At 38.5% G+C, this 22,938-nt stretch carries 26 protein-coding genes and 1 pseudogene; 3 read left to right on the top strand and 24 right to left on the bottom strand.

The window, feature by feature from the left end:
- Positions 1–3 precede the first annotated feature (3 nt).
- From VCASEI_RS15775 to VCASEI_RS15760, 4 genes are read right to left on the bottom strand one after another with little or no spacing between them, the layout of a single operon-like run.
- Positions 4–873, bottom strand: a complete 870-nt coding sequence (locus VCASEI_RS15775) for a heme/hemin ABC transporter substrate-binding protein (RefSeq protein WP_086959876.1) — start codon at positions 871–873, stop codon at positions 4–6.
- The gene (locus VCASEI_RS15770; RefSeq protein WP_086959875.1) at positions 874–1,290 is read right to left on the bottom strand and encodes an ExbD/TolR family protein; all 417 of its coding nucleotides are present in this window, start codon (positions 1,288–1,290) and stop codon (positions 874–876) included.
- Positions 1,287–1,985: a MotA/TolQ/ExbB proton channel family protein gene (locus VCASEI_RS15765; protein ID WP_086959874.1), complete on the bottom strand. Its 699-nt coding sequence runs from the start codon at positions 1,983–1,985 to the stop codon at positions 1,287–1,289. The genes VCASEI_RS15770 and VCASEI_RS15765 overlap by 4 nt, the downstream gene beginning before the upstream one ends.
- Before the next feature lie 2 nt (positions 1,986–1,987).
- Positions 1,988–2,752 carry an energy transducer TonB gene (locus VCASEI_RS15760; protein WP_086959873.1) on the bottom strand — a complete coding sequence of 255 codons (765 nt, stop codon included), beginning with the start codon at positions 2,750–2,752 and terminating at the stop codon, positions 1,988–1,990.
- A 174-nt stretch (positions 2,753–2,926) separates the two neighbouring features.
- On the opposite strand from VCASEI_RS15760, the gene hutX reads away from it, so the two are divergent.
- Together hutX and hutZ are read left to right on the top strand one after the other, a co-directional pair.
- Positions 2,927–3,436: a heme utilization cystosolic carrier protein HutX gene (hutX, locus tag VCASEI_RS15755; protein WP_086959872.1), complete on the top strand. Its 510-nt coding sequence runs from the start codon at positions 2,927–2,929 to the stop codon at positions 3,434–3,436.
- Between the two features lie 10 nt (positions 3,437–3,446).
- The gene (gene hutZ / locus VCASEI_RS15750) at positions 3,447–3,977 is read left to right on the top strand and encodes a heme utilization protein HutZ (RefSeq protein ID WP_086959871.1); all 531 of its coding nucleotides are present in this window, start codon (positions 3,447–3,449) and stop codon (positions 3,975–3,977) included.
- A 117-nt stretch (positions 3,978–4,094) separates the two neighbouring features.
- Here hutZ and VCASEI_RS15745 read toward each other — a convergent pair.
- The 20 genes and pseudogenes from VCASEI_RS15745 to VCASEI_RS15650 all read right to left on the bottom strand — a co-directional run.
- Positions 4,095–4,613, bottom strand: a pseudogene (locus VCASEI_RS15745) (M48 family metallopeptidase); the annotation flags it as partial.
- Between the two features lie 79 nt (positions 4,614–4,692).
- Entirely contained in the window at positions 4,693–6,030 is a 1,338-nt protein-coding gene (locus VCASEI_RS15740) for a hypothetical protein (RefSeq protein WP_110957840.1), read from the bottom strand.
- Positions 6,020–7,170 (bottom strand): IS3 family transposase gene (locus VCASEI_RS15735; RefSeq protein WP_110957783.1). Its coding sequence is split into 2 segments (ribosomal slippage): positions 6,020–6,927 and positions 6,927–7,170, totalling 1,152 coding nucleotides; the frame shifts between segments, so codons are not numbered across the junction. The genes VCASEI_RS15740 and VCASEI_RS15735 overlap by 11 nt, the downstream gene beginning before the upstream one ends.
- 28 nt (positions 7,171–7,198) lie before the next feature.
- Complete coding sequence (locus VCASEI_RS15730) at positions 7,199–7,948, bottom strand: ribosome biogenesis protein NOP53-like (protein ID WP_110957839.1); 750 nt, start codon at positions 7,946–7,948, stop codon at positions 7,199–7,201.
- Positions 7,949–7,950: 2 nt separating this feature from the next.
- The gene (locus tag VCASEI_RS15725) at positions 7,951–8,322 is read right to left on the bottom strand and encodes a hypothetical protein (protein ID WP_110957838.1); all 372 of its coding nucleotides are present in this window, start codon (positions 8,320–8,322) and stop codon (positions 7,951–7,953) included.
- Positions 8,323–8,466: a hypothetical protein gene (locus VCASEI_RS19495; protein ID WP_162621092.1), complete on the bottom strand. Its 144-nt coding sequence runs from the start codon at positions 8,464–8,466 to the stop codon at positions 8,323–8,325.
- A gap of 390 nt (positions 8,467–8,856) precedes the next feature.
- The gene (tnpC, locus tag VCASEI_RS15720) at positions 8,857–10,278 is read right to left on the bottom strand and encodes an IS66 family transposase (RefSeq protein WP_110957837.1); all 1,422 of its coding nucleotides are present in this window, start codon (positions 10,276–10,278) and stop codon (positions 8,857–8,859) included.
- Between the two features lie 387 nt (positions 10,279–10,665).
- Positions 10,666–11,112 carry a hypothetical protein gene (locus VCASEI_RS15710; protein WP_110957835.1) on the bottom strand — a complete coding sequence of 149 codons (447 nt, stop codon included), beginning with the start codon at positions 11,110–11,112 and terminating at the stop codon, positions 10,666–10,668.
- A complete protein-coding gene (locus VCASEI_RS15705; protein ID WP_110957834.1) occupies positions 11,109–11,372 on the bottom strand; it encodes a hypothetical protein in 264 nt (87 codons plus the stop codon). The genes VCASEI_RS15710 and VCASEI_RS15705 overlap by 4 nt, the downstream gene beginning before the upstream one ends.
- Positions 11,373–11,512: 140 nt before the next feature.
- A protein-coding gene (locus tag VCASEI_RS15700; protein WP_110957751.1) for an IS3 family transposase occupies positions 11,513–12,663 on the bottom strand; the annotation gives its coding sequence in 2 pieces (ribosomal slippage) (positions 11,513–12,420 and positions 12,420–12,663; 1,152 coding nt in all).
- Positions 12,664–13,054: 391 nt separating this feature from the next.
- Positions 13,055–14,205 (bottom strand): IS3 family transposase gene (locus tag VCASEI_RS15695; RefSeq protein WP_110957783.1). Its coding sequence is split into 2 segments (ribosomal slippage): positions 13,055–13,962 and positions 13,962–14,205, totalling 1,152 coding nucleotides; the frame shifts between segments, so codons are not numbered across the junction.
- Positions 14,206–14,264: 59 nt separating this feature from the next.
- Positions 14,265–14,735, bottom strand: a complete 471-nt coding sequence (locus VCASEI_RS15690) for a hypothetical protein (protein ID WP_110957833.1) — start codon at positions 14,733–14,735, stop codon at positions 14,265–14,267.
- 16 nt (positions 14,736–14,751) lie between these two features.
- Positions 14,752–15,789, bottom strand: coding sequence for a S49 family peptidase (locus tag VCASEI_RS15685; protein ID WP_110957832.1), 1,038 nt, complete (start codon positions 15,787–15,789; stop codon positions 14,752–14,754).
- Between the two features lie 12 nt (positions 15,790–15,801).
- Positions 15,802–16,293 (bottom strand): hypothetical protein, encoded by a 492-nt coding sequence (locus VCASEI_RS15680; protein WP_110957831.1) that lies wholly within the window; start codon positions 16,291–16,293, stop codon positions 15,802–15,804.
- 645 nt (positions 16,294–16,938) lie between these two features.
- Positions 16,939–17,184 carry a hypothetical protein gene (locus VCASEI_RS15670; protein ID WP_110957829.1) on the bottom strand — a complete coding sequence of 82 codons (246 nt, stop codon included), beginning with the start codon at positions 17,182–17,184 and terminating at the stop codon, positions 16,939–16,941.
- A gap of 128 nt (positions 17,185–17,312) precedes the next feature.
- Positions 17,313–18,872 (bottom strand): hypothetical protein, encoded by a 1,560-nt coding sequence (locus tag VCASEI_RS15665; protein WP_162621091.1) that lies wholly within the window; start codon positions 18,870–18,872, stop codon positions 17,313–17,315.
- Positions 18,817–19,005: a hypothetical protein gene (locus tag VCASEI_RS15660; RefSeq protein WP_110957827.1), complete on the bottom strand. Its 189-nt coding sequence runs from the start codon at positions 19,003–19,005 to the stop codon at positions 18,817–18,819. The genes VCASEI_RS15665 and VCASEI_RS15660 overlap by 56 nt, the downstream gene beginning before the upstream one ends.
- Positions 19,006–19,014: 9 nt before the next feature.
- On the bottom strand, positions 19,015–19,164 hold the full coding sequence (locus VCASEI_RS19490; protein ID WP_162621090.1) for a hypothetical protein: 150 nt from the start codon (positions 19,162–19,164) through the stop codon (positions 19,015–19,017).
- Positions 19,161–19,379, bottom strand: coding sequence for a hypothetical protein (locus VCASEI_RS15655; protein ID WP_110957826.1), 219 nt, complete (start codon positions 19,377–19,379; stop codon positions 19,161–19,163). The genes VCASEI_RS19490 and VCASEI_RS15655 overlap by 4 nt, the downstream gene beginning before the upstream one ends.
- Positions 19,380–20,827: 1,448 nt before the next feature.
- Positions 20,828–21,013 (bottom strand): hypothetical protein, encoded by a 186-nt coding sequence (locus tag VCASEI_RS15650; protein ID WP_110957825.1) that lies wholly within the window; start codon positions 21,011–21,013, stop codon positions 20,828–20,830.
- A 203-nt stretch (positions 21,014–21,216) separates the two neighbouring features.
- Here VCASEI_RS15650 and VCASEI_RS15645 point away from each other — a divergent pair, with 203 nt between their 5' ends.
- The gene (locus tag VCASEI_RS15645) at positions 21,217–21,573 is read left to right on the top strand and encodes a hypothetical protein (protein ID WP_110957824.1); all 357 of its coding nucleotides are present in this window, start codon (positions 21,217–21,219) and stop codon (positions 21,571–21,573) included.
- Positions 21,574–22,938 lie beyond the last annotated feature (1,365 nt).

The raw sequence follows: 22,938 nt of genomic DNA, 5'->3' as shown, positions 1-22,938 counted from the left end.
CCGTTAAGGGTATATCAGTGCTTGAATTCGCAGAGCTTCAGCTAAACTTTTCATACCTAAGCCACCGACTAAGGCATGCCCATCAATTGTAACGATTGATTTGGTTTTACCTGCTGGCGTGGATGCCAACATAGGCAGCTTTTTGATGACAGCATCAGGGCCGCCAATTTCATCGTAACTACGACCGCTAACAAGAATGACATCTGGCTGCATCTCGATCATTGATTCAACAGAAATAGGCTTGTATGAGTTTAATTGAGCTGCCGCCGGATTGATGCCGCCAATTAAATTAATAATGGTATTTGGTGTCGTACCACTTCCCGCGACATTAGCAGGGCGCCCAGAGTGAATAAGTAAGAAAAGCACTTTTTTCTTTTTAGAAATAGCATGGCTTTGTAAATCTGCAACTTGCTTATCGACTAACAACTTTAGGCTATGTGATTGAGATTCGCTATTCGTAAGTTGAGCGATTTGGTCAATACGAACTTTAAGGCCATCGACCGTAGGTTCGGAGTTGACGATAGCGACTTTAATATTACTTTGTTTTAAAAGATTTAAGGTCGTATCTGGGCCCATTTCATCAGATCCAATTATCATTGTTGGTTTTAACGCAATTAAGCCTTCCGCAGACAATTGTCGGTGGTACCCAATATTGGGCAAGTTTTCTCCTGTGGGTTGAACACTTGTGGCGTCAATGGCGATGACATTCTTAGTTGCCTTTAAGACTTCTATGGTTTCAGTGACAGAAGCACCTGCACTAATGATTCTTTCTTGTGCGGTGACGAAAAGTGGTGTGGATAATAGTATGGCAGCACCGGTGAACAAAGATACCGTTCGTAGTTGTGTGAATATGAGCGATATTGAAAATTTCATTTAAAGGTTATCCTCCATTAGGATTTGAGTCGCGGATATTTTTTGTTCTTGTAAAAACGTGAATAATTTAACCATGTGTTGGATCTCTGCACTTTTATCGGCAGCAATGACAATATTTTTTTTCGGTGCCGATGTAACTAGGGTGAGTAAGGCGTCTTGGAATTGCTCCCAAGTTGAATAAGGTTTTCCATCAATTGCCCAATAAGGAGCAGCTTTTAGTATATTTAATGTGATTGATTGCGCATCAACCGACTTAGATTGACTGGTGTTATTTGAAGGAAGTTCGACTTCTAATGAGGAAAGTTTTACCGATGCCGTTAAAAGTAGAAAAACCATCACAATAAAAATAATATCTAATAACGGAGTAAGATCAGGCGTTATCGTATTGATTTGTTTTGGATTGTTTGAGCGTATCATTCAAAAGCCTGTTTGTTTAATGTCGTTTTATTTTTTGGTTTTTCGCTTTTACTATCGACACTATTTATACTCTTAACACCGGATAACCAAAGGTTAGTGCGATTCAGGCTGTGTTCTAATTTTGCTAATAGACGCTCTGACCACAAAGTAAATAGCTGAGCCCCCACAATGGCTGGTAAGGCTATAATTAACCCTGCAGCAGTAGTTTTCATCGCTAAGCCTAAACCATCGGCTAAATCGTTTGGTGTAATATTTCCAGAGCTCATTGCCACGCCTTTAAACATTTCAATTAAGCCTAAAACCGTCCCCAACAAACCGAGTAATGGACTAATCACACCTATGAGGCTCAGAACCCTCAAACCGCTTTGAAGCTGGTGTCTTTTTTCTTGTAACCAAATTTCTAATAGATCTTCTCTTAAGCTTTTTTCAACATGGAATTGACTTAAAAGAAGGCTGGTGCCTTGAAAGGCTAATGATTTTTTTTGTGATAAAACACCTATAATTTTATATATATCCTCAGGGCTAGAGGGATCGGCATTGCCTAATAAATATCCAATTTTCTTTCGTCCAGAGTGAACGCTAGAAATTACATGGATAAACCGCTCAGTGATAATAACGAGTGTTAATAATGAACAGATCATTAAAGGCCAAGCCATTAAGCCGAAGTGCTGTTGTATTTGATTGATAAATTCCATGATTAATCCAATTGAAAACGAATAGGGACTTGAACGCGATGGGCAATAGAAATGCCATTAATTTTTTGCGGTGAAAACTTCCATTTTTTAATGGCATCTAATGCGGCTTTATCCAACATGTCTGCTCCTGATGAGGAAATAAGACTTTGTTTAAGTTGATTTCCATTGGCATCTAGCCAAATTTCATAGGTGGCTGTGCCTTCAATACCTTTACGTTGCGCGAGACGTGGGTAGCGAGGTTTACTCGGAGGAGATAAGAAACTCGGTTTTTCAACCATTAATGGCTTCTGTGTTACGCCTTGTTTTGCTGCCGTTGCCTGTGAATTTTGTTGTTGAGGGTTAGGTTCGGTTTGCTGTGGTTTCGTTACGTTTTTTTTAGGTTGTTGTATTGGTGTTTTCCTTGTTTGTGCTTGGGATTTAGCTTGTTTGGGTTTAGTGGCTACCCTTTGTTTAGCCGCAACTTCTTTATAAGCCGGTTTTTTTTCGGGATTGATTTCTGATTTTTTAGGGGGAGTAGCCTTCGGCAAGTTTTTTTCTGTTGGTGAGTCCGTGTTGTCTTTGTGCTGTTTTGTGGCGGTTTCTGTTGTGCTTTGGTGAGAAGAAGGCAGTGGTTGGCTCTTTACTGCTGAGACAAGATTGATTGAAACAGAAGAACTATTCGTTCCTGTTGGCATGGCAAATGCTTTTTGTTCATTTAATAGCGTGACAATTGCGGTATGGGCACTAATAGAAATAAGCGCAGCAAATGTATACCTTTTTAAATTCACAAAAAATTTCCTTTTCCCATATTCCACATGTCATTATTTTTAGATTATTGATCATGATGCGAATAATATCAATTATCAATTGCATTATCATTTGTGTGTATTATCATTTCAAAAAACCTGACTAAATAATACCATTCTAAAAATGAAAGATTGGTCAATAAGGGCTATTTTAAAATGGAAAATAACAATATAAACCAAATGGTTATCGATGAGATATCTCGAGATCCAAGTATGTTACCGGCTGTTTTGGCTGATAAGTTGAAAATTAGCGAAGGAGAGGTTATCTCTTTATTGCCACCAGATATGGTCGTGGTGGTTGGTGGTGAACATATACAAAGTATTTTAGAACAATTACCAGAATGGGGACCTGTCACCTCGATTATCCATTCGTTCGGTTCAATCTTTGAAGTTAAAGCTCCTTTTCCTAAAGGTAAAGTAGCTCATGGTTATTATAATTTAATGGGAAAAAATTCAGAGTTACACGGTCACTTAAATCTGAGTTTAATGGATAAGTTAGCATTGGTTTCTAAACCATTTAGGGGAAAGGAAAGCTACTACTTCGGTTTCTTTGATGCAAAAGGGAATAGTGTATTCAAAATCTACTTAGGTCGTGATAACAAGCGTGTATTACTTAGTGACCAAGTGGAAAAATTTAAATCATTACAATTAGCTTTTACTCGATAGGGATTAATAAATGGATAGTACAACCAAACAAGAACGTCTTCAAAATCGTTTAGGGCCAGAGATTCAAGAGTTCAGAATAGAAAGAAAAACAATACAACTTGCAACTGTCGATCAAGATGGCAAACCAAACGTAAGTTACGCTCCTTTTGTATGTAACCAAGATGGCTATTTTGTCCTCATTTCTGAAATTGCACGTCATGCGAGAAACTTGGCTATTAATCCTCTGGTCTCATTAATGATTATTGAAGATGAAGCACAAGCGACTCAACTTTATGCTCGCAAGAGACTGACTTTTGATGCCTCGGCCAGCATAGTGGAGCGTGGTAGTGAGGTCTGGGGACGCGTAATCCCAGAAATGGAGCAACGTTTTGGAGACATAATTCAAGGCTTGAGTAAGTTAGACGATTTCAAATTATTTTGTTTAAAACCGGAAAAAGGGCTTTTTGTTAAGGGATTTGGTCAAGCATTTCAAGTTTCAGGTGATGACCTAGTGGATGTGGTTCACCTAGATCAAGGTCATAAAAAAATCGTAAATGAATAATATTCTAATTTAGTTGTATCTAGAGTATTTGAATTTCAGGGAAAAAGGGGGAAGTCTGGTGGCTTTCCCCTTGTAATCTATACTGATATGAAATGCATTATTTGGGATGAAGTAAGCTTATTGGCACTGTGTTGTCTTGGTATTATATTTGGGTAATTGCTTTATTTCTGTTGATAAATCATTGATTCTCGTACTGTGAGATGGGTGAGTCGACAACAATTCAGGTGGCTGGTTTCCACCTGACGCCTTCGCCATATTTTTCCACAATTGAATACTTTGGTTGGGGTCGAAGCCCGCTTTTGCCATTAAATCGATACCCATAATATCGGCTTCAGATTCTTGTGTTCGTCCATAAGGCAGTGTAATACCGTATTGAACGCCTAGGCCCAGTGCACCCATGGTGAGATCTCTATATTTACCATATCCAGAGCTAGAAAGCGCAACATCAGAAATTTGTAGGCCTGTATTGGTAATTTGGCTGCGAGACATGCGTTCATTACCATGGTTAGCTAATACGTGTGCCACTTCATGGCCCAATACTGTGGCGAGTTGATCTTGATTGGTGGCAACATTAAGTAGGCCCGTATAAACGCCAATCTTACCGCCTGGTAGAGCAAAAGCATTAACTTGTGGAGAGATACAAGTCATATAATACCTTTGAAAAAGCCCCCAACCAATCAAGGCTAGGGGCTTAGATTATCTAACTACTTTTACTTTACAGCCCACCAATCATCAAAGGATGCATAGTAGACAGTACATTATTTTGAAAGCCTGATGTTCGACCAATAGCGTTTGCGATAGTCTCACCATCTAGTTCTACAGTCGTGTTAACCACAGGATTAACAGTGACATTGTTATTGTTAACATTGTTCATCTGTTGGGTGCTTGCTGCCGTTGGCTGAGGTGGTACTACTTTTGGCATCGTTGGCACTGTAGGAACTGTAGGCACACTAGGGGCTGGGATTGTCGGGAATGTCCCTAGATTCATCTTATAACTACCAACTGCCGTCTGTGCATATGGATTATAATAATTTTCTATAGACTCAGATTTGTTATTGATGACACTCTTATCAGTGTTTGAATTATCAATGTTATGAGTTGAATTTGAGTTGTTAATATTATTAGTATTGTTTACATCATTTGAATCACTATCATTTGATTGTTTCTTATCATCAGATTGCATCCAACTTGGAAGCATGCCCACCAATGCCCCCTTGATTTTATCTGCTAAATTACTAAACATATTCAACACATTAGCACCAAATTCTCTAATTTTATTACTAACAGTATTAAATGCTTCAATAGCCCACTTCACACCATCAACAATTGCGCTTAATGCTTTAGTGAGTAATATTAAGCGATTTAAAAAAGGTTGGATTGCAAGCCCTAACATATAGCCTAACGGTTCGGCTAACTTCATTAATGTATCGAAAAACTCACTTAACTTACCTTGGGTATCTTCACCAAAAGCTTTAGTAAAACCATTATAAAATTTTAAGGAGAAGTTACTCATACTTGTGGAAATGGTTGCAAACATCGAGTCAACTTTTTGTAAGCGTGTGATATCTTCATCAGTTAAGCCAATGTTGTTTTCCTCGTATGACTTAGTAAGTTGGTTTACTTTTTCTCTGTTTTGATTCATTGCATTGTTTAACTTGCCTAAATCACTAGCCAATGATTCAAGTACAAATCTACGCTTGCCTTGATCATGAATATTCTTGTTAACATCTGCAAAAATACGGTCAATCATTACACCCATGTTTTTATCTGCATCAGCAAAATAGGCTTCAACACTCTGTTTATTGGCTTCTAATGCTCCACTGCGTACAAGTGCATTGATCAGATCGCCTGCACCGCCACCTCCAGTAAATTCACCTTCTTTATTAAAGCTACCTTCAGATAATGCTTCCCCGATTTTCTCCTGTGTATCGCTGAGCATGTCGATTTGCTTATCGAGATTAAACTCTTCACTTACCCCCTGTGAAATGTAAGCACGCCGTTGCAAATCATCTTGATCTGCTCCAGCCAGACTGGACACTTCATTAAGCGACATTTTGCTGTTCAAAGTTAACAGGGCTTAGATACCCAAGAGCACTGTGCCTTCTTGTCCGATTATAATCAACCTCTATGTACTCGAAGATCGTTTGACGCATCTGGTCTCTCGTCATAATCGGCTCATATTGGATCGCTTCAACTTTCATCGAATGGAAGAAGCTCTCAACACAAGCATTGTCCCAGCAGTTTCCTTTCCTACTCATACTTTGCTTTAGATTATAAACAGTTATGAGGTCTCGATAATCTTTTGAGCAGTACTGACTACCTCGATCACTATGAACGATAACCTGCTCAGGAAATTCGCGACGGAACAAAGCCATTGATAGAGCATCACAGACCAGCGTAGCCGTCATTCTGGTATCCATAGACCATCCGATTACTTGTCTTGAGTAAAGGTCAATAATTACTGCCAAGTACAACCAGCCTTCGCTTGTCGCAACATAGGTGATGTCTCCCGCCCATTTTTCATTCGGAGCCGCTGCGTTAAAGTTCTGAGCCAGCAAGTTTGGAGCAACTGGCATTTGATGCTTGCTGTCTGTCGTGCACTTAAATTTACGTGCCGCTTTCGGCGTTAAATCTTGACGCTTCATACTGGCCGCAATGGTTTTCACATTGTGGTTATCACCGCTCTCAGACAGTTCTTTTTGGATTCGCCTTGAGCCATCTCGGCCTTTGCTGTTATCAAAAGCTTCTTTGACCTTTGTATCAAGCTCTTGGCGAACTGCCTCGCGTTGGCTAGCCTTATGGCGATGTTTAACCCAGTAATAAAACCCACTTCGGGATACCCCGAATACCTTAGCCATACGTACAATATTGAAGTACATCAGGTGTTCGAGCATAAATTCGTAGCAATTTACTTTAGATTTTTCGCGAAGTAGGTGGCGGCCTTTTTTACAATTTCTAGCTCTTCTGCTTGCTCAGCCAACTGCCTTTTGAGCTTGGCAACCTCTGCGGCTAGCTCTTGTTCTCGCTGACTAGTATTGGTGTCTTTCTTCGAGTTCTTCCGCCACCCGTAGATTTGAGATTCATGTAAAGAAAGCTGCCTTGCAGCCGCAGCTACTCCCACTCTCTCTGCTAGTTTTAGGGCTTCTGCTTTAAATTCAGGGGAATGTTTAATTCTAGTTTTCTTAGTTGTCATTGTTCACCTCGTTAGTGATTGTACTCACTTAACTCAGTGTCCAAAACAGCTGGAGCGGATCATCTACCGAAATTCCAGTCTGATCAGAACCTTGTTGAAGTCGTTCATAGCGTTGCTGACCTGAAGTTAACCCCTGTTTGACTGCCATGCCCCCCAAGGCTATACCTGCACCTGCCATTAGCGCGGGATTAAGCGCAATAGGTAACATAGTTCCGCTTTTAACGTCCTTACTACCTTTACCACCACCGTCATTTTTAGCACGATTCTTGGCTTGTTGTTTACGTTCGTATGCACTGCGTTGCTTTAGCTCTCTAGCGTAATGGGAGGTTGTACGGGAATACTCATCTCGAATTTCTTCTTCTGTCTTCTTACTATTTAAAACAGATTTGATATTCATCTTTTGCTCAAGTGTTAATCGTGCGTAACTTGCCGAGCGGAATTGTCTAAGCTTCCAATCGTTGAACTTGGCCTGTTGTACACGTTGCTTTTGAAGTCTTCGCTGTTCTTCCCTCTGTGCCTTCTCATGTGCACGTTTTTCTGTTGCTAACGTTTTCTTAGTCTCTCGCTCTTCTTGTGCGTTAGTTCGCTTATCATCTTTGAGCTTCTTATCATTGTTCTTTTTGTGTAAAGCGAGTAATTCCTTTTGTCGCTTCATTTCTTTTCGGTGAGCCGATTCATTGATACGATTAAATTTCTTTTCGAACTCTTGAAGCTCCCTGAACAGCCTACGTTTGTTCTCAAATTCTATACTAATTCCATACTCTGCTACATTATCCATGCCTAACCCTCATTTTTATTATTATTCTGTTCAATCTCAGGATCGATAATTCCCATTACAACCAAGTCAAGGTAAAGGTCTTGAACCTCGGGATCTTGTGGGAATTCGTGGTAAAGCTTAATGATATCTTTCTTATATCTGTCGCTGATGAAAACATCTTCAAGCTCATCAAGTTGTGCTAATTCAAGAAACGCTTTCCACTCGATTAGCTCTTTCAAGTCATTGTTGAAAGGGCGGATTACCTTCATAAGTTCAATATCTTCACCCTCTACAGTTACTCTTTGCATAACAAGCTCAGGAAGGGGCTTAGATAGCTCATATAAGCGTGATTGCGCCCCTAATGAATAATTCAGCGCATTAGTGATTACATCCATTTATTTACCCTCCTCTAGTCCGTATTTATAGGCACACAATAAAATGATAAAGTTTAAAATAATAACTGGTGTATCGATTCCTAGCACTAGCCCTAATAAGTTCCAAAAGGTTGCTACTGCGAAAAGTTGTAAATGTTTAATCATAAAAAATCCTTTGTCTGTTAATTGGTTATCGTCTACCTTGAGCTTGTCGGATTGCCTCTTGTTGTGCTTCCTTGTTCTTCTCTTCCAAGTGGTGGCTGTACTCTATGTTGTTTTTTAGTACACTGATGTTGTATTCATCCACAAACTGCTTAAATGAGAGGTTTAAAGCACGTTCTAGAGGTATCTGGGAGGAGATAACCCACTGTATTACGGAAGCGTATTCTTCGCCATATAAGGCGGTTAGGGCGTCTGTTTGTTGTTGAATTAAGTCGCTTGGGCGGTTGGCATTCTTAGCACTATTGATCGCATTCTTGATTTCTAATCGTTTATCTTTATCCGTTTCTTCAGCTAGTTGAGCACGTAGATTATTCGTAACTATTCACCCACGAGCTATTGACGACGGTTTACGCTAAAAAATACTGGCGCCTGATAATCAACTCTCAACATGTGATGTTCGACGATTTCACGCAGCCATTTATAAGCAGAGACCTGCTGAAGTTTGGCTGTTTCTATCAGCGAGAACATTCGTTCGCGGAACTGGTCGCCTCGATATGAGCGAGTCACGTAACAACACTTCCTCATCAGTATGTAATTACGGAGAACTCGCTCCGCTGCGTTGTTTGTTAACGGGCACTCGGAGTCGTCCATAAACCGCCAGACCATGGCATCATCAGCGATGAGGTTTCGACATCTACCTCGATATCGTTTTGAGCATTGATAACTACCCAATTTGAGCCAATGAAGCCAGCTCTTTCGTAATCGCCTGAGTCGGCGGTAATATTGGCTTTCGGTAATTTTTTCTTCGATATATCGGTGATGACACCTGAATACGCTATGAGCGATTAAAGCGAGTTTTTCTCCGATTTTTTGGTTTTCAGGACAAACGCTTTCCTCGATAGCGATGACGTTCCTTAATATGTGAGCCCAGCATAATTGGCGCTTAGATTCGTCGATATATTTGTAGGCAGAATATTGGTCAGTCACTAAAAGGTGTGAAACCGCTTCACCAAGTAGTCGTTTGGCAGCATGTTGGTTTCTTCCACTGTTAATTTGGAAAAAGGCTACGTTATTGCTGAGTGCGGCCCACATCCAGCGTTTATCATTATTGCGCTGATGCGAAGTCTCATCAGCCATAATCAGTTTAGATGCTTTGACTGTTTCATGAATTTGAGTATGAGTATCGGCTAAGTATTCAGTGACTCGTCCTTGCGCCGCTGATATTGCACCTGTTGAGAAGTTAAGCTGGAAGACGTCTTTCAACATAGATTGTATTTTACCTATGCTTTGGTGGTGCTGCGTCGCCTGGATTGCGATAAAGCTATGTAGATTTGACCCCATTTGAACATCGGGCACAGACTCTGGAAGCTCCGCTTGATGCTTATCACCACACCATGAGCACTCGCCTTTAAAAATTTGATGTTCAACAAGCGTGTATGAGATATCTGGCAAGTCAAAGATTTGGTGTCGTTTATAAGGTTTTCGATTTGGAATAACACACCCACCGCAGTGGCATATCTTATTCGGTAAATATTGCTCAACCGAGGCGCTCTCTTCAATAGGATGAAGCAGTCGGCGATGGCCTTTATGACCTGGTTGAGCTCCTTGCTTTTTTCCAGATTTCTTCCGATTCGGCGAAGTATTTTTAGCTTTATTATGCAGGGGTTGTTGAGATGATGGCACAGAAGAGTTGCGACTATTTTGGTTTAGCCTATCTTCAAGCTCAGCCAACTTATTCCATAAAAAGTGGATGATATCTTTCGCCTCTTCAGGCGAATCGAAATCTGGCGGTGGAGGTAATGTTTTCTTATTCATACCTCCAGATTGCCACCACAAAAAGATCACTCAAGTTGAATGTGGGATCAAGTTAACTCAGTCACATAAATTTGCTGTCAATAGCTCCTGGGTGAATAGTTACGATTATTCAATCTCTTAGTATTAATATCCGTTTGTAGATCGGGTAACAATTGGCACTCATAAAGAGGCTTAATAAACTCGAAAAATAAACTGATATTCTCAAACACTCCACCTTCAATTTGTACCGATTCCAAAAATTCAAGAATGCTTCGATATGTCTCTGGGGTTATGTCTGTAAGCGGTTTACCTTCAATTTCATTCAAGATTTTGTAGACAGTGGGGAGATGCTTCACCCGTAAAAAAGGGGGCGATAAGCCCCCTGATTGATTAGTAGTCATTTTAATATCACTCCGTTGGGGTAGGGGTAATACCTAAGCTTGGGAAAAACGTTTCCTTGATGTCATCAAAGTGACTCTGTAACACTTTAAAAGTTTGTGTTGATTGCAGTGGTTGGATTAGTTGAGCTTGGAACAGCCACATGAATACATCAAGAGAATTAATGCCCTTATCTTCAAGATACTGGTCAATATCTTGGATATGCTCTAAATCATCATTCACTAGAGTGCTTAACAATAAAGTTTGCAATGATTCGAAATGCTCGACGGAAGACTTTTGCGCTACAATACTAAATAAGATAGTGTACAAATCGGGGCTGTCTTTTTGATCAGACAAGATGCCCACACACGGAACAAGGATTTTACTAAGTTTGAATAACTCAATGTTTACAGTAGATTGTTTCAGCTTTGAAGCTTGAAGAACAACATCATCAAATTCTTTTTTGATTAATTTCATTTAAGCATACCCTCCAAAATTGCTTGATCTGCAACAATATTACCTCGTAAGCACTCAAGGTACTCATCTCGCCAATTTAGCCAATACTCGTAATGTTCTTCTAGTGGTTTAAGCTGAGCGAATCGGTTGTTGTGCCAGTCATAAACAATTTGGTCGCTAAAAACCTGTTTATCTTCGAATTTCGTAAGTTCACGTTGATTTTTCAAGATAGTAGAACGGAGTTGATTGATTTGGCTTAGCTTATATTCTGTAGTAATCATTTTTATTATGCCTCTTCTGTGTAATGTTTAATTGTGTCTGTGTCTTTAATCTCGCCACTTACCAACTTTTGATAAATATCCATCTCAAAAAGGTATTGTTTGGAGCTGGGTGATCTGCTCCAGCCAGACTGGACACTTCATTAAGCGACATTTTGATTTTCAAAGTTAACTGGGCTTAGATACCCAAGAGCACTGTGCCTTCTTGTCCGATTATAATCAACCTCTATGTATTCAAAGATCGTTTGGCGCATCTCGTCTCGCGTCATGATCGGCTCATACTGGATCGCTTCAACTTTCAATGAATGGAAGAAGCTCTCAACACAAGCATTATCCCAGCAGTTTCCTTTCCTACTCATACTTTGCTTTAGATTATAAGCAGTTATGATGTCTCGATAATCTTTTGAGCAGTACTGACTACCTCGGTCACTATGAACGATAACCTGCTCAGGGAACCCTCGACGGAACAAGGCCATTGATAACGCATCGCAAACCAGAGTTGCCGTCATTCTGGTATCCATAGACCAACCGACTACTTGCCTGGAATAAAGGTCAATGATTACCGCCAAATACAGCCAGCCTTCGCTTGTCGCAACATAGGTGATGTCTCCCGCCCACTTTTGATTCGGAGCCTCTGCCTTAAAATCCTGAGCCAGCAGGTTCGGAGCAACTGGCATTTTATGTTTGCTGTCCGTCGTACACTTAAACTTACGTGCCGCTTTCGGCGTTAAATCCTGCCGCTTCATACTGGCGGCAATGGTTTTAACATTACGGCTATCACCGTTCTCAGCCAGCTCTTTCTGGATGCGCCTTGAGCCATCACGACCTTTGCTATTATCAAAAGCCTCTTTGACCTTCGTATCAAGCTCTTGGCGAGTTACCTCGCGCTGGATGGCCTTGTGGCGATGCTTAATCCAGTAATAAAACCCACTTCGTGAAACACCGAACACCTTAGCCATGCGGGCAACTCTGAAGCAAAGCAGGTGTTCGAGCATAAATTCGTAGCAATCTACTTTAGGTTTTTCGCGAAGTAGGTGGCGGCCTTTTTTACTATATCTAGCTCTTCAGCTTGCTCAGCCAATTGTCGTTTGAGTTTGGCAACTTCAGCGGCTAGATCTTTTTCCCGCTGACTGGTGCTGGTGTCGCTCTTAGCTGACTTACGCCAACCATAGATCTGGGATTCGTGTAACGACAGTTGTCTCGCTGCCGCAGCTACTCCCACTTTCTCTGCTAGCTTCAGGGCTTCTGCTTTAAATTCAGGGGAATGGATAATACGTTTTTTCTTGCTTGTCATGGTTCACCTCGTTAGTGATTGTACTCACTTAACTCGGTGTCCAAAACTGCTGGTGCGGATCAGGGAGTGAGTGTCTTTAGAAGTTCTGCTTGGGCGAGTTGTCGAGCGATGTTGTAATCAATAATCATACACCCTCCTTTACCCATACGTTTTTAGTGCCTTTTTTGACTTTGGAATAACCCAAGCTTTCCATTGCGGACACTAAAAGAGAGTTATCTTTCACTGAACATTGAGCTTTAATATCCTCGTAGCTAAATTCGGCTATACCATCCAAAAGGGTACTAAGCTCAGCTTTAACAGTAGCCAGTTGCTTAAATTGCTCTAAGTTTGGTTTATTAGCTTTAACAAGATCGGCTTCATATGATCTGCTCCAGCCAGACTGGACACTTCATTAAGCGACATTTTGCTGTTCAAAGTTAACAGGGCTTAGATACCCAAGAGCACTGTGCCTTCTTGTCCGATTATAATCAACCTCTATGTACTCGAAGATCGTTTGACGCATCTGGTCTCTCGTCATAATCGGCTCATATTGGATCGCTTCAACTTTCATCGAATGGAAGAAGCTCTCAACACAAGCATTGTCCCAGCAGTTTCCTTTCCTACTCATACTTTGCTTTAGATTATAAACAGTTATGAGGTCTCGATAATCTTTTGAGCAGTACTGACTACCTCGATCACTATGAACGATAACCTGCTCAGGAAATTCGCGACGGAACAAAGCCATTGATAGAGCATCACAGACCAGCGTAGCCGTCATTCTGGTATCCATAGACCATCCGATTACTTGTCTTGAGTAAAGGTCAATAATTACTGCCAAGTACAACCAGCCTTCGCTTGTCGCAACATAGGTGATGTCTCCCGCCCATTTTTCATTCGGAGCCGCTGCGTTAAAGTTCTGAGCCAGCAAGTTTGGAGCAACTGGCATTTGATGCTTGCTGTCTGTCGTGCACTTAAATTTACGTGCCGCTTTCGGCGTTAAATCTTGACGCTTCATACTGGCCGCAATGGTTTTCACATTGTGGTTATCACCGCTCTCAGACAGTTCTTTTTGGATTCGCCTTGAGCCATCTCGGCCTTTGCTGTTATCAAAAGCTTCTTTGACCTTTGTATCAAGCTCTTGGCGAACTGCCTCGCGTTGGCTAGCCTTATGGCGATGTTTAACCCAGTAATAAAACCCACTTCGGGATACCCCGAATACCTTAGCCATACGTACAATATTGAAGTACATCAGGTGTTCGAGCATAAATTCGTAGCAATTTACTTTAGATTTTTCGCGAAGTAGGTGGCGGCCTTTTTTACAATTTCTAGCTCTTCTGCTTGCTCAGCCAACTGCCTTTTGAGCTTGGCAACCTCTGCGGCTAGCTCTTGTTCTCGCTGACTAGTATTGGTGTCTTTCTTCGAGTTCTTCCGCCACCCGTAGATTTGAGATTCATGTAAAGAAAGCTGCCTTGCAGCCGCAGCTACTCCCACTCTCTCTGCTAGTTTTAGGGCTTCTGCTTTAAATTCAGGGGAATGTTTAATTCTAGTTTTCTTAGTTGTCATTGTTCACCTCGTTAGTGATTGTACTCACTTAACTCAGTGTCCAAAACAGCTGGAGCGGATCAATACTTGGCTAGTGATTTACGTGCAGAACTTAGAGCTTTCTCCTCATCTGCCAACAAATCAGCGTTTGCTTGGTCAACTTCTGCTTGATAAGTTTTCTTCACATGTTCGATGATTACTTTTTTATCTGCTTCTTGCTCAGCTTCAGACTTTTCAAAAATCAACCAATTATGTTTAAAAAAATGCAAGTGGTGATTGTCATCAGAAACTTTGTGTGTAGGATTCTCAATCAAGTAATTTGAAAAAGTAATAAACTTGTCACGATCTAACATTTGGTGTAGTTGTACCGATACAAAGCGATCTAGGCACAACTCGCTAAAGCTTGGTGTAGGGTTTGTATTAGCAATACCCACACCAATGTCATAGCGACTAACATAATTACTAATGCGCTTATCAAGTTCGGCTTGATTTACAGTTTCTAATTCTAAGGTGTTGTAGTATTCGTTCAAAAAGTCATTTAACGATTTCATTTTTATTCCTTTTATTTTATAAGTTATTTTGTTTTAGTTTGGCAATGGCTTGCTGCTTGATATCATCTTCAGACCGATTAAGACGCTTTTTAACTATGCTTTGTAAATCCCTCAACTTTTCCGTAGCTTGTTCTGTTTTGATGTCCGATTTAACCTCGACTTTTGAAGCTGAAGGGGTAGAAGTTGGGGCTGATACTGGCTGTTTACTTCCAATGATCGGCTTACCTAGGTATTCAAACAACTCTGATTCAGTCATCAGAAGATCGATCAGTTTCAAGGACATCGCCTTCTTGGCTGTAAAAGTTTTAGCTTCAGTTTTAATCACATCTTGCTTGGTCATCTTGCGGTTAGTGCTTACGTGATTAACAAAGGTGTTGTACGTTTCATCAATCTTCGCTTGCAAATCGCTAATGAAGTCAGCTCGGAATGCACCATTTTGATCGAATGGTATTTTCGAATTACCGGAGAACACGAAAGTTCGATCCAAGCCTTTTTGCTCAAGGGCTTTGCTATCGTTAACCAACTGCATTACGACTCCGATTGACCCGATGTTATTACTTTCAGGGTGTGAAATGATTTGATCTGCAATAGAAGCCCAAGCATAAGCTGCTGAAGCACAAGTTCCGTCTGCATAAGCTACAAGTTCAATACCGTGTTTTTGTGCTAAGTCTTTCACTTCTTTACAACTACTAAATACTTTATACGCTTCACCGCCTCCCGAGCTGATATGAAGAAGTACACGCTTAATTGAAGTGTTTTGTGTATAAGCAAACATTTGATTCAAAATTGACTGATAGCTTGTCATACCACACAAGGCTTCTAGATTTCCCATACTACCAGCCACCAAAATACCTGAAATTTGAATCAAGCCAGTATTAGCGGGAAGGTTAGCTTTAAGTGATTTATACTTTGCGGTGCGCTCTTGTTCAGCCTCAAGCTTCTGTTGGGCGGTCGCAATAGTGTGATTTTGTAGAACAGAATTAACATTGCTAAGGAGACTGGGTGTTGCGAGAAGTGGGGTATTGCTGATTTTTTGTTGTTGTAATGTAATCATTATTTACCTTATTTATAAAAATGAAACTTTAATAAAGTGACCTTTGTCACCGATTGGAATAGGTTTATTTGCTCTGATTTTTCGGTAAAGAGTATTTAGACTAAAACCGAGAACATGATTATTAATATTGTAAAAGTTTTTAATCCCATGTCGGAAAATTGAGGTTTTACCATTTAGGCTGTCGAAAATAATAATCGTCTTATTATGTGCTTCCTTGATATTTTCGGATTTACTAATCACACGACAATTATTAAAAGTGTAATTTCCATCGTCAAAAATACGTGCGATTTGAGGATTCTCTATTTTTGTGTAATCTCTTCCCCTTTGTCGTTCAATTTCTAGAAATTCCATGAATTGCCAAATGTCGATGAATTCGCATTTAACAAACAAGTAGCTTTTATGCTTACCGCATCGGTATTTCATACTTCCTAAAACACCACGGATTTTTTTAATGTGATTTTTGAAATGTGGATATTGCTCTTGTAGTTGTTGATCTAGTGTCATTTGCTGACCTCTTATTTTCTGGTGGTAGTTTTTTTTTTAAATTTTAATGTGCTTAATATTATTGTAACTATTATATAATTTAATCGCTTCTTGTATTAATTCAGCTTGTTTGGGGTCTCCGTAAATAAACAAGCATCGATGGCGGTGGGTATATAAAGTCGAGAGTTTGATCTTATTGTTCAGGAGTAAACTTAAAACTTGATCTACTGACTTGTACACTTTGCGCCTTTTGTGGCTTTGTGTCATATGTGTTTCCTTGAAAAAAGGGTGTAGCCTTGGCATTGGACAAGGAGAAGAAAACCAACGTCAAAGCTACAGATAGATTTTAGAAATTAGGAGATAAAAAGGGGAAATAGGTTAGTGCTAAGTAAAATCTTGCAGATAGTAGTAAAAAATAAACCCCAAGATTAAAAAGGAGAAATCAGGGGTTTAATAAACTGTTATCAAAGTTTTTAGAGAGGTAAAGATTTTAATAACGTTTTGGGAGGCAAACTACTACCAGAATATAAGCTAGCAACAACATAAAATGTTTAACTTATATGTATATTATAACATTAAATTGATTAAAATGCAATACTTTTACTTGCATTAATATAAAAAACCTGCTATGTAAGTTCTGTTTGATTGTTATTTAACCCAAATAATTCACGCTACAGATTTTATTTTAGAAGGTAAGTGATTAGGGCTTGAGTTAATATAAATGCTGTATTTCAAAGTCTGATAATTTTCTAACCAAATAAGAAACATCTCTTCCTTTGTTGGGTTGCCTTCAATTTTATATTGGTTATATTTTTTAAGTTCAAACTTGTCGAGTACATATTCAAGATCATTAATAATGATTGTATTTAATGATCTAGTATTATTTGGATTTAATATTAGTTGTCGTTTCATTGTATCCTCTTATTTTAATTAAGCCGTGATTCTAGGGTGTAGGAAGCCCCACACGGCTATTTACGTGCATTAAGGTGTATTAGTATTGTTATTTGTTAAAACGCTTATATGAGCTATTTAGATGCGTTTTAGAAAGGTAGCCAGTTATCACAATCTACGTTCTCGCAATCACTCCACTGATTCAATGCACTATTGCAAGTCGGGCATGAGCCGTATTCGTGGAATGTATCAGCACTGACAAAACCCCATGATTCGAGTTCTTGATCGGCTTCTGAATATTCAAAATCGTGTTGCTGTTCCAAATCTTCAATCGCTTGCTGTTGCTCTGTTTCTTGCTCTGGGTTGTGACCATATTTAAAATCAACAATGCAGTTATCTTGTGATCCAAGTACATCCGCCCATGCTTTGTGCATAGCTTGCTGTAGTTGCAATGCTTTGCTCTGAGGTACAATAAAGCTGTCGTGAAAGCATAGAAATGGTATGCCTTGGGCTGTTAAGTCCAACATGATTCTTTCTGCAATCTTTGCATCCAAGTTTTGTAAGTAACCTGCTTGACACCCTTTGAAATATTCCCCGATTTCGCTATTTACTTTCTTTAACCCCTGAACAATGATTGAACAATCTTTTATAGTAGGGCGGTTAACCGTGGTATAAACTTTAAGTTTTTCAGGAATATCATTTTTCTTTTTTTCAATAGTGTTGTACTTTTGTTCCATGTCATTAAACAAGCTTTGCGTAGGGTTGCCACTGTTAAAAAGCATCATCATAGCAAGCTTGTATATAGCACGTTTACCTTGTGAAGAACCAACAAGAGGACAATCTTCTTTGCTTAAATAATAAGGTTTAAAATCCTCATCCTTTCGTACATTTTCCAGCTCGTAAGCAATCCTAGCGTGGTTAGATGAATAATCACCTTCGCAAACAGCTTCACCATTAATAGTAATGTGTTGGCGGATATGCTGTGGTGTGCTTTGATAGCTATGCGAAAACCTGCCGTAGTTATCAAAACTTTTAATAAAACTGCGCTTCATCGTTGGATCAATGATTTGCCCTTTATCCGTTTTAAATGTATTGGTTAATAAAAAATTGTTGAGTACATTTAAATTGTTTTGGATTTCTCGTGATCCTGCAATTTTAATTTGTTGGCGTGTTTTTTTATCGTTGCTATCCCATACAATTATACTTTCCTTGGGTGATTGCTTAGGTTTGCTCGGGGCTTTATCTACATTTTTTGTTTTAATAATATCAAGCAACATGGGAGACATAACAAAAATAGAAGGTAAAAAACTTCCGTTGAAATCTTCACCACCTACAAATACTTCGCCTAATCCTTTTTGAACTGCAATATCCTGTACTTGTAGCCATTGGTAAGCTGTTGGTGTGCGTCCTTGGGTTTCTTCGTGCTTGTTATCCAACATTACTTTTCTGCGTGGAATAATAAAGCTATTTCCATTTTTAGCATGTAATACACAATGGAAAGCAAATACTTTACAGGCTGTCTTGTGGTTTTCTGTGGCTTCAGGGTGACTCAAGAGGAGGTTTATAATATTGTTGTATTGTTTATGTAGTTTGTAATTTTTACCACCGTTAAAGGCTATATTTAATTTGTTTACTGTTGCCGGATAATATACGCTATTTAACCATTGTTGGGGCTGTTCTGTTACTTTCTTGTGTTGCACTGTCATCATTCGCTTGACCTTTTATTTGTTGTTTATGTAATAATTCGATAGCCATGTATAAAACTTTTACAGGGCTTATATTGTTTTCTTGGGTTAAGTCCATGACTTTTGCCCATACTTGCTCAGGGAAATTTATTTTCATTTTGTTACCTTAATAACTTAAATAAGTTTCTGGTGTGCTTGGAAAGTTTGGATTACCAGTGGATAAATAACCGTATTCATATTGTTCATCTAGTGTTAATCCAAAATCATAAAACTTTAATAGTAAAAACTGGAATCGTTTAGCGTCTTTTTTATTCATTCGTTATCCTCTTTATTATTGTACTTCTGGATTTCTCGAAAGATTGAATATGCAAGCCCTAACTGAAATGCTTCCTCGTCAAGTCCTGCTTTATTACGTTTAGCTTTAAGTTGCGTTAAATTAACTAGCTTTTGCTTACCTTCTATTAAGCGTGTTAACTGATAAGCGGTTATATAAGGTAGTGTATTAATATTTAAACTATCGGGTAGTTTCATTTTTATTCCTTTTCTAAATTGCAGACACGACAAAAACTACCGCAAGAACCCTTGGGTAGGTAATATAATTCTGGTTGTGGTTGGTAATGTTTAATAATGCGGAGGGGAGGTAAAGCTATTTACTAATAACTTTTTCACTCTATAAGGGTATTATATAATAAAACTGTTTTAAAATCAAATTTTAGAGTTTTGTACTGTATATTGGTTTATGGTGGATAATATCATTATAAGATTGATGATATCATTGTATTTGTAGTATATGCGCCTTAATAATTCTGATTGGTAGCATATCATAAACTAGAATCGAGGGGTTTAGGTGAATATTTTTAAAATAAATGTTGTAATGGTGGTTAGAATGGTTGATAATGTCGGGTTTGGTTATAGGTGGTAACACACTATATACTTATATCTCTCTCTATTATCGCTATCTTATCAATAGGGGTAATCATTACACTACAAGCCCCATTCTATAAAGGTTCTTCAACATTATAACCCTTAAAAACAATTATGTTAGATTAGCAAATACACTATTATTCAATCTATTCTATATTCTTCTTCTTCTTATTATATATTACTCTCTCTTTCTATCTCTTTCTCTCTCTCTCTCTTTCTATTATCAATAGGGGTAATGATCACCCTAGAACCTTTATACAATGGTAGTTTGTGGAAGTTATAACCCTTAAAAACAATTAAGACACTTTGAAAAAGGTTGATATATAGGAAAGGATTAATAGGATCTGTATCTAATTCTATCTTATATATTCTATTATTCTTCCTATATTATCAATAGGGGTAATACCTACCCACAACACTACTGTTTACAAGGGATGCAATAATTATAACCCCTAAAAACAATTTAATCAGTTAGGGGTAAGGAGGATTGGAGGGAAGAGGGAGAGTAGGGGAGTATGTAGGACAATAAATACCAACAAACCTTTATATACCAATGCTTCCAAGAGGTTTTGTATAAAACACGAGGTTGATTTAGTGTAGTATTTACTCTCTTAGATATTAACCCTTGATACTATCCCTCTTATATTACCTCCCCTTTCTAAATCACACCCACAAGCCACTTTAGCGGTGAACTTCGTTCATCCCCAGAGGGGACATACAGACGCTTTATAGTTCACCTATACAATTGCATTTTTATGATACTAAAACGCCCGTGAGGGACATACAAGCCTTATCGGTGAATTACGGTAAGTGTATGATTGACTGCTCAAAAGTTAGCAGTGAACATTAGACAACCCAATTTTTGGGACTGCTCCGAAATTATGCGGATGAGGTATATCAAGGATGTGCGCAATTTAGAGAATCCAATTTAGGATTGTACAACTTGCAATATTGCGTTTTACTCAAAAATCAATAGCTTAGCAACAAGTTATGTAAGTTATTGATTTCATTGAGACGGGATTCCCGTCCCGAGGTTAAGTTATAAGTAACAAGGTTTACAAATACGTTCTGCAATATTGCCCTTGTGATTGCTCCACTTGCTTAGTATTACCATCAGAATCTTCATATACACAAACCTTCCGTGTCTCGCTAGTGTTGATTTCGTGGGATAGCTTCCATTGAGAGGCATTGGCTAAAGGAGACATTAGCAATAAGATTGTAGATAGAGTGAGTTTGATCATAGTAGTTCCTTATTCAATATTCTTTCTTCCACATACAGCTATTATATCAATTAAGGTAATATGCTAACACAAAGCACCATTGCATAAGGCTTTATAAGCAACTTAACCCCTAAAAACAATTTAATGATGCTAGAACATGGTCACATTGTTGTCATGCTTGGGGTGGTATTGTGAGAGTTTGATTGATTGTAGGAGATAGGTTGATGTCAAATGTGTATGAAGAACTGGAAGAAATGTACTCTTATTTTAAAATGTGTGGTTGGTCTTGTGAGTTCGATAAAGAGAGAGGACTACTTGAAGTTGAAAAAATTTATACTAAGCATGATTGGGAAGGTACTCTAGATGTAATCACCCTTGTATATGATATGAATAAAGAACAGTTTACTAGTATTAAAACCAACCTTACTTTGAATGGGCAACTTGATAAGGATTATAAGTTCATTAATAAATTAAACCTTTCTCAAGTTGATTTTAAAGAAGGCATGTTGTTTATTGATGGTAATGCAGTACATCCAGATAATAATTTATTCTCAGTGGTTAAGAAGGCAATAGGTAAATAAGAGGGTGTGAAGTGTACTGTATGGATGAACAGTGATTTAACAACATTCACTTGCACATTACCGCTAAAAACCTGACTCATAAGTCAAAAAAGTGTAACATTACAACACCTTTGTACTATCTAGCTAGTACACCAACCTAGGATTACAATAAAACCTACACCAAATAGGCATACTCCAACACAATAAATCCTTTCTATAAGCCCCTGATAGCCTCTATACAGTGTTTTAAGTATATATTAGTGTAGTTATAGCCATATACACCATAAACGCCTACAAGGTGGCATATAGAAAGGATTTATACACCACAAGATACAATTGTTATAATATAACATTACAGGGTATATACGATTTACCATATATGAATAAAATTTCACTCTAGATATGATTATGTACAAAAGTAATAATAAACTCATTAAACATGAATAAAATTAATGATTGTAAATTACAGCAACAATACACCATTTCCCCAGAAATCATCTTGTTTTTACAGTGCATCATTTTGGTGCGTTTTATTAACATAATTCAAATTCAAATTTACCCACAAAACACCAACATTTACCCCACAATATGCAGACTTCAGTAAGATTTATTGATAAGACGGTTTTCGAATTTTACATAATGGGTGTAATGCGTAGTAGTAACCATAATACGCACTAGCTAATTCGCCTGTAACCATTGATACATAAGGGTTTGCTATGATTATACCAAGTGCGCTTATGCTAAAACTTTGTACAAAAAGGAACTTATGGGGAAGTGTGGAAAGGTGAGGGCATCGCCCTAAAGGGTGCATATTATGATGAATGATTATGTAGTTTTGGTGAGTAGATATTTTGAGGTTCTATGGGGTACAGGGTGGGCTAATATGGGTAAGCTAAGCCAGTCAATCTAAATTTCCCCCAAATTCCCACATCCTCACTACAGATATTTTCCCCCACAAAATGATCATTGTTACCCCGAAATTTCACTCTGATTTTAAAATTTTTAGTAAATTCTCAGATATTGGGGGTTAGCCTTTATGGGTATTAGAACAATTGTCTTACATCCATATTTTAGATATTCAACAATACAGCTCACAATAATAAATAACTGTCAATAGATAATCTGAAATTTATTGAATTTAACTGTCATTCATGGTACAATTGATAATAAGACGCATTAAGATTAAGAGCCTTATCTCTTAAATCTACCTTTTTAGCGATAACAGGGGTAGGCGTCAAACTCTCAACACCCCAAGATCCTTTTACTTTCCCCATTCAATACCAATTTCACCTTAGAATTTATGATTTTAAGGTGTTACCTGTGTTCTTGTAACCTATTGATTAATAACAAGTTGACAGTTGGATAACAGGGGGTTAAGAGGTCACT

It is taken from the genome of Vibrio casei, assembly GCF_002218025.2.
Lineage (GTDB): Bacteria > Pseudomonadota > Gammaproteobacteria > Enterobacterales > Vibrionaceae > Vibrio > Vibrio casei.
This window is presented reverse-complemented; position numbering and strand designations above follow the sequence as displayed.

What these genes read in the sequence shown, in the direction of transcription:
- VCASEI_RS15775 (WP_086959876.1), bottom strand. Translation starts at nt 873, where the DNA reads ATGAAATTTTCAATATCGCTCATATTCACACAACTACGAACGGTATCT.
- VCASEI_RS15725 (WP_110957838.1), bottom strand. Translation starts at nt 8,322, where the DNA reads ATGGATGTAATCACTAATGCGCTGAATTATTCATTAGGGGCGCAATCA.
- VCASEI_RS15680 (WP_110957831.1), bottom strand. Translation starts at nt 16,293, where the DNA reads ATGACACTAGATCAACAACTACAAGAGCAATATCCACATTTCAAAAAT.
- VCASEI_RS15770 (WP_086959875.1), bottom strand. Translation starts at nt 1,290, where the DNA reads ATGATACGCTCAAACAATCCAAAACAAATCAATACGATAACGCCTGAT.
- VCASEI_RS15740 (WP_110957840.1), bottom strand. Translation starts at nt 6,030, where the DNA reads ATGTCGCTTAATGAAGTGTCCAGTCTGGCTGGAGCAGATCAAGATGAT.
- VCASEI_RS15765 (WP_086959874.1), bottom strand. Translation starts at nt 1,985, where the DNA reads ATGGAATTTATCAATCAAATACAACAGCACTTCGGCTTAATGGCTTGG.
- VCASEI_RS15705 (WP_110957834.1), bottom strand. Translation starts at nt 11,372, where the DNA reads ATGATTACTACAGAATATAAGCTAAGCCAAATCAATCAACTCCGTTCT.
- VCASEI_RS15650 (WP_110957825.1), bottom strand. Translation starts at nt 21,013, where the DNA reads ATGATCAAACTCACTCTATCTACAATCTTATTGCTAATGTCTCCTTTA.
- hutX (WP_086959872.1), top strand. Translation starts at nt 2,927, where the DNA reads ATGGAAAATAACAATATAAACCAAATGGTTATCGATGAGATATCTCGA.
- VCASEI_RS15730 (WP_110957839.1), bottom strand. Translation starts at nt 7,948, where the DNA reads ATGGATAATGTAGCAGAGTATGGAATTAGTATAGAATTTGAGAACAAA.
- VCASEI_RS15710 (WP_110957835.1), bottom strand. Translation starts at nt 11,112, where the DNA reads ATGAAATTAATCAAAAAAGAATTTGATGATGTTGTTCTTCAAGCTTCA.
- VCASEI_RS15655 (WP_110957826.1), bottom strand. Translation starts at nt 19,379, where the DNA reads ATGAAACTACCCGATAGTTTAAATATTAATACACTACCTTATATAACC.
- VCASEI_RS15685 (WP_110957832.1), bottom strand. Translation starts at nt 15,789, where the DNA reads ATGATTACATTACAACAACAAAAAATCAGCAATACCCCACTTCTCGCA.
- tnpC (WP_110957837.1), bottom strand. Translation starts at nt 10,278, where the DNA reads ATGAATAAGAAAACATTACCTCCACCGCCAGATTTCGATTCGCCTGAA.
- VCASEI_RS15645 (WP_110957824.1), top strand. Translation starts at nt 21,217, where the DNA reads ATGTCAAATGTGTATGAAGAACTGGAAGAAATGTACTCTTATTTTAAA.
- VCASEI_RS15665 (WP_162621091.1), bottom strand. Translation starts at nt 18,872, where the DNA reads ATGATGACAGTGCAACACAAGAAAGTAACAGAACAGCCCCAACAATGG.
- VCASEI_RS19490 (WP_162621090.1), bottom strand. Translation starts at nt 19,164, where the DNA reads ATGAATAAAAAAGACGCTAAACGATTCCAGTTTTTACTATTAAAGTTT.
- VCASEI_RS15670 (WP_110957829.1), bottom strand. Translation starts at nt 17,184, where the DNA reads ATGAAACGACAACTAATATTAAATCCAAATAATACTAGATCATTAAAT.
- VCASEI_RS19495 (WP_162621092.1), bottom strand. Translation starts at nt 8,466, where the DNA reads ATGATTAAACATTTACAACTTTTCGCAGTAGCAACCTTTTGGAACTTA.
- VCASEI_RS15690 (WP_110957833.1), bottom strand. Translation starts at nt 14,735, where the DNA reads ATGAAATCGTTAAATGACTTTTTGAACGAATACTACAACACCTTAGAA.
- VCASEI_RS15660 (WP_110957827.1), bottom strand. Translation starts at nt 19,005, where the DNA reads ATGAAAATAAATTTCCCTGAGCAAGTATGGGCAAAAGTCATGGACTTA.
- hutZ (WP_086959871.1), top strand. Translation starts at nt 3,447, where the DNA reads ATGGATAGTACAACCAAACAAGAACGTCTTCAAAATCGTTTAGGGCCA.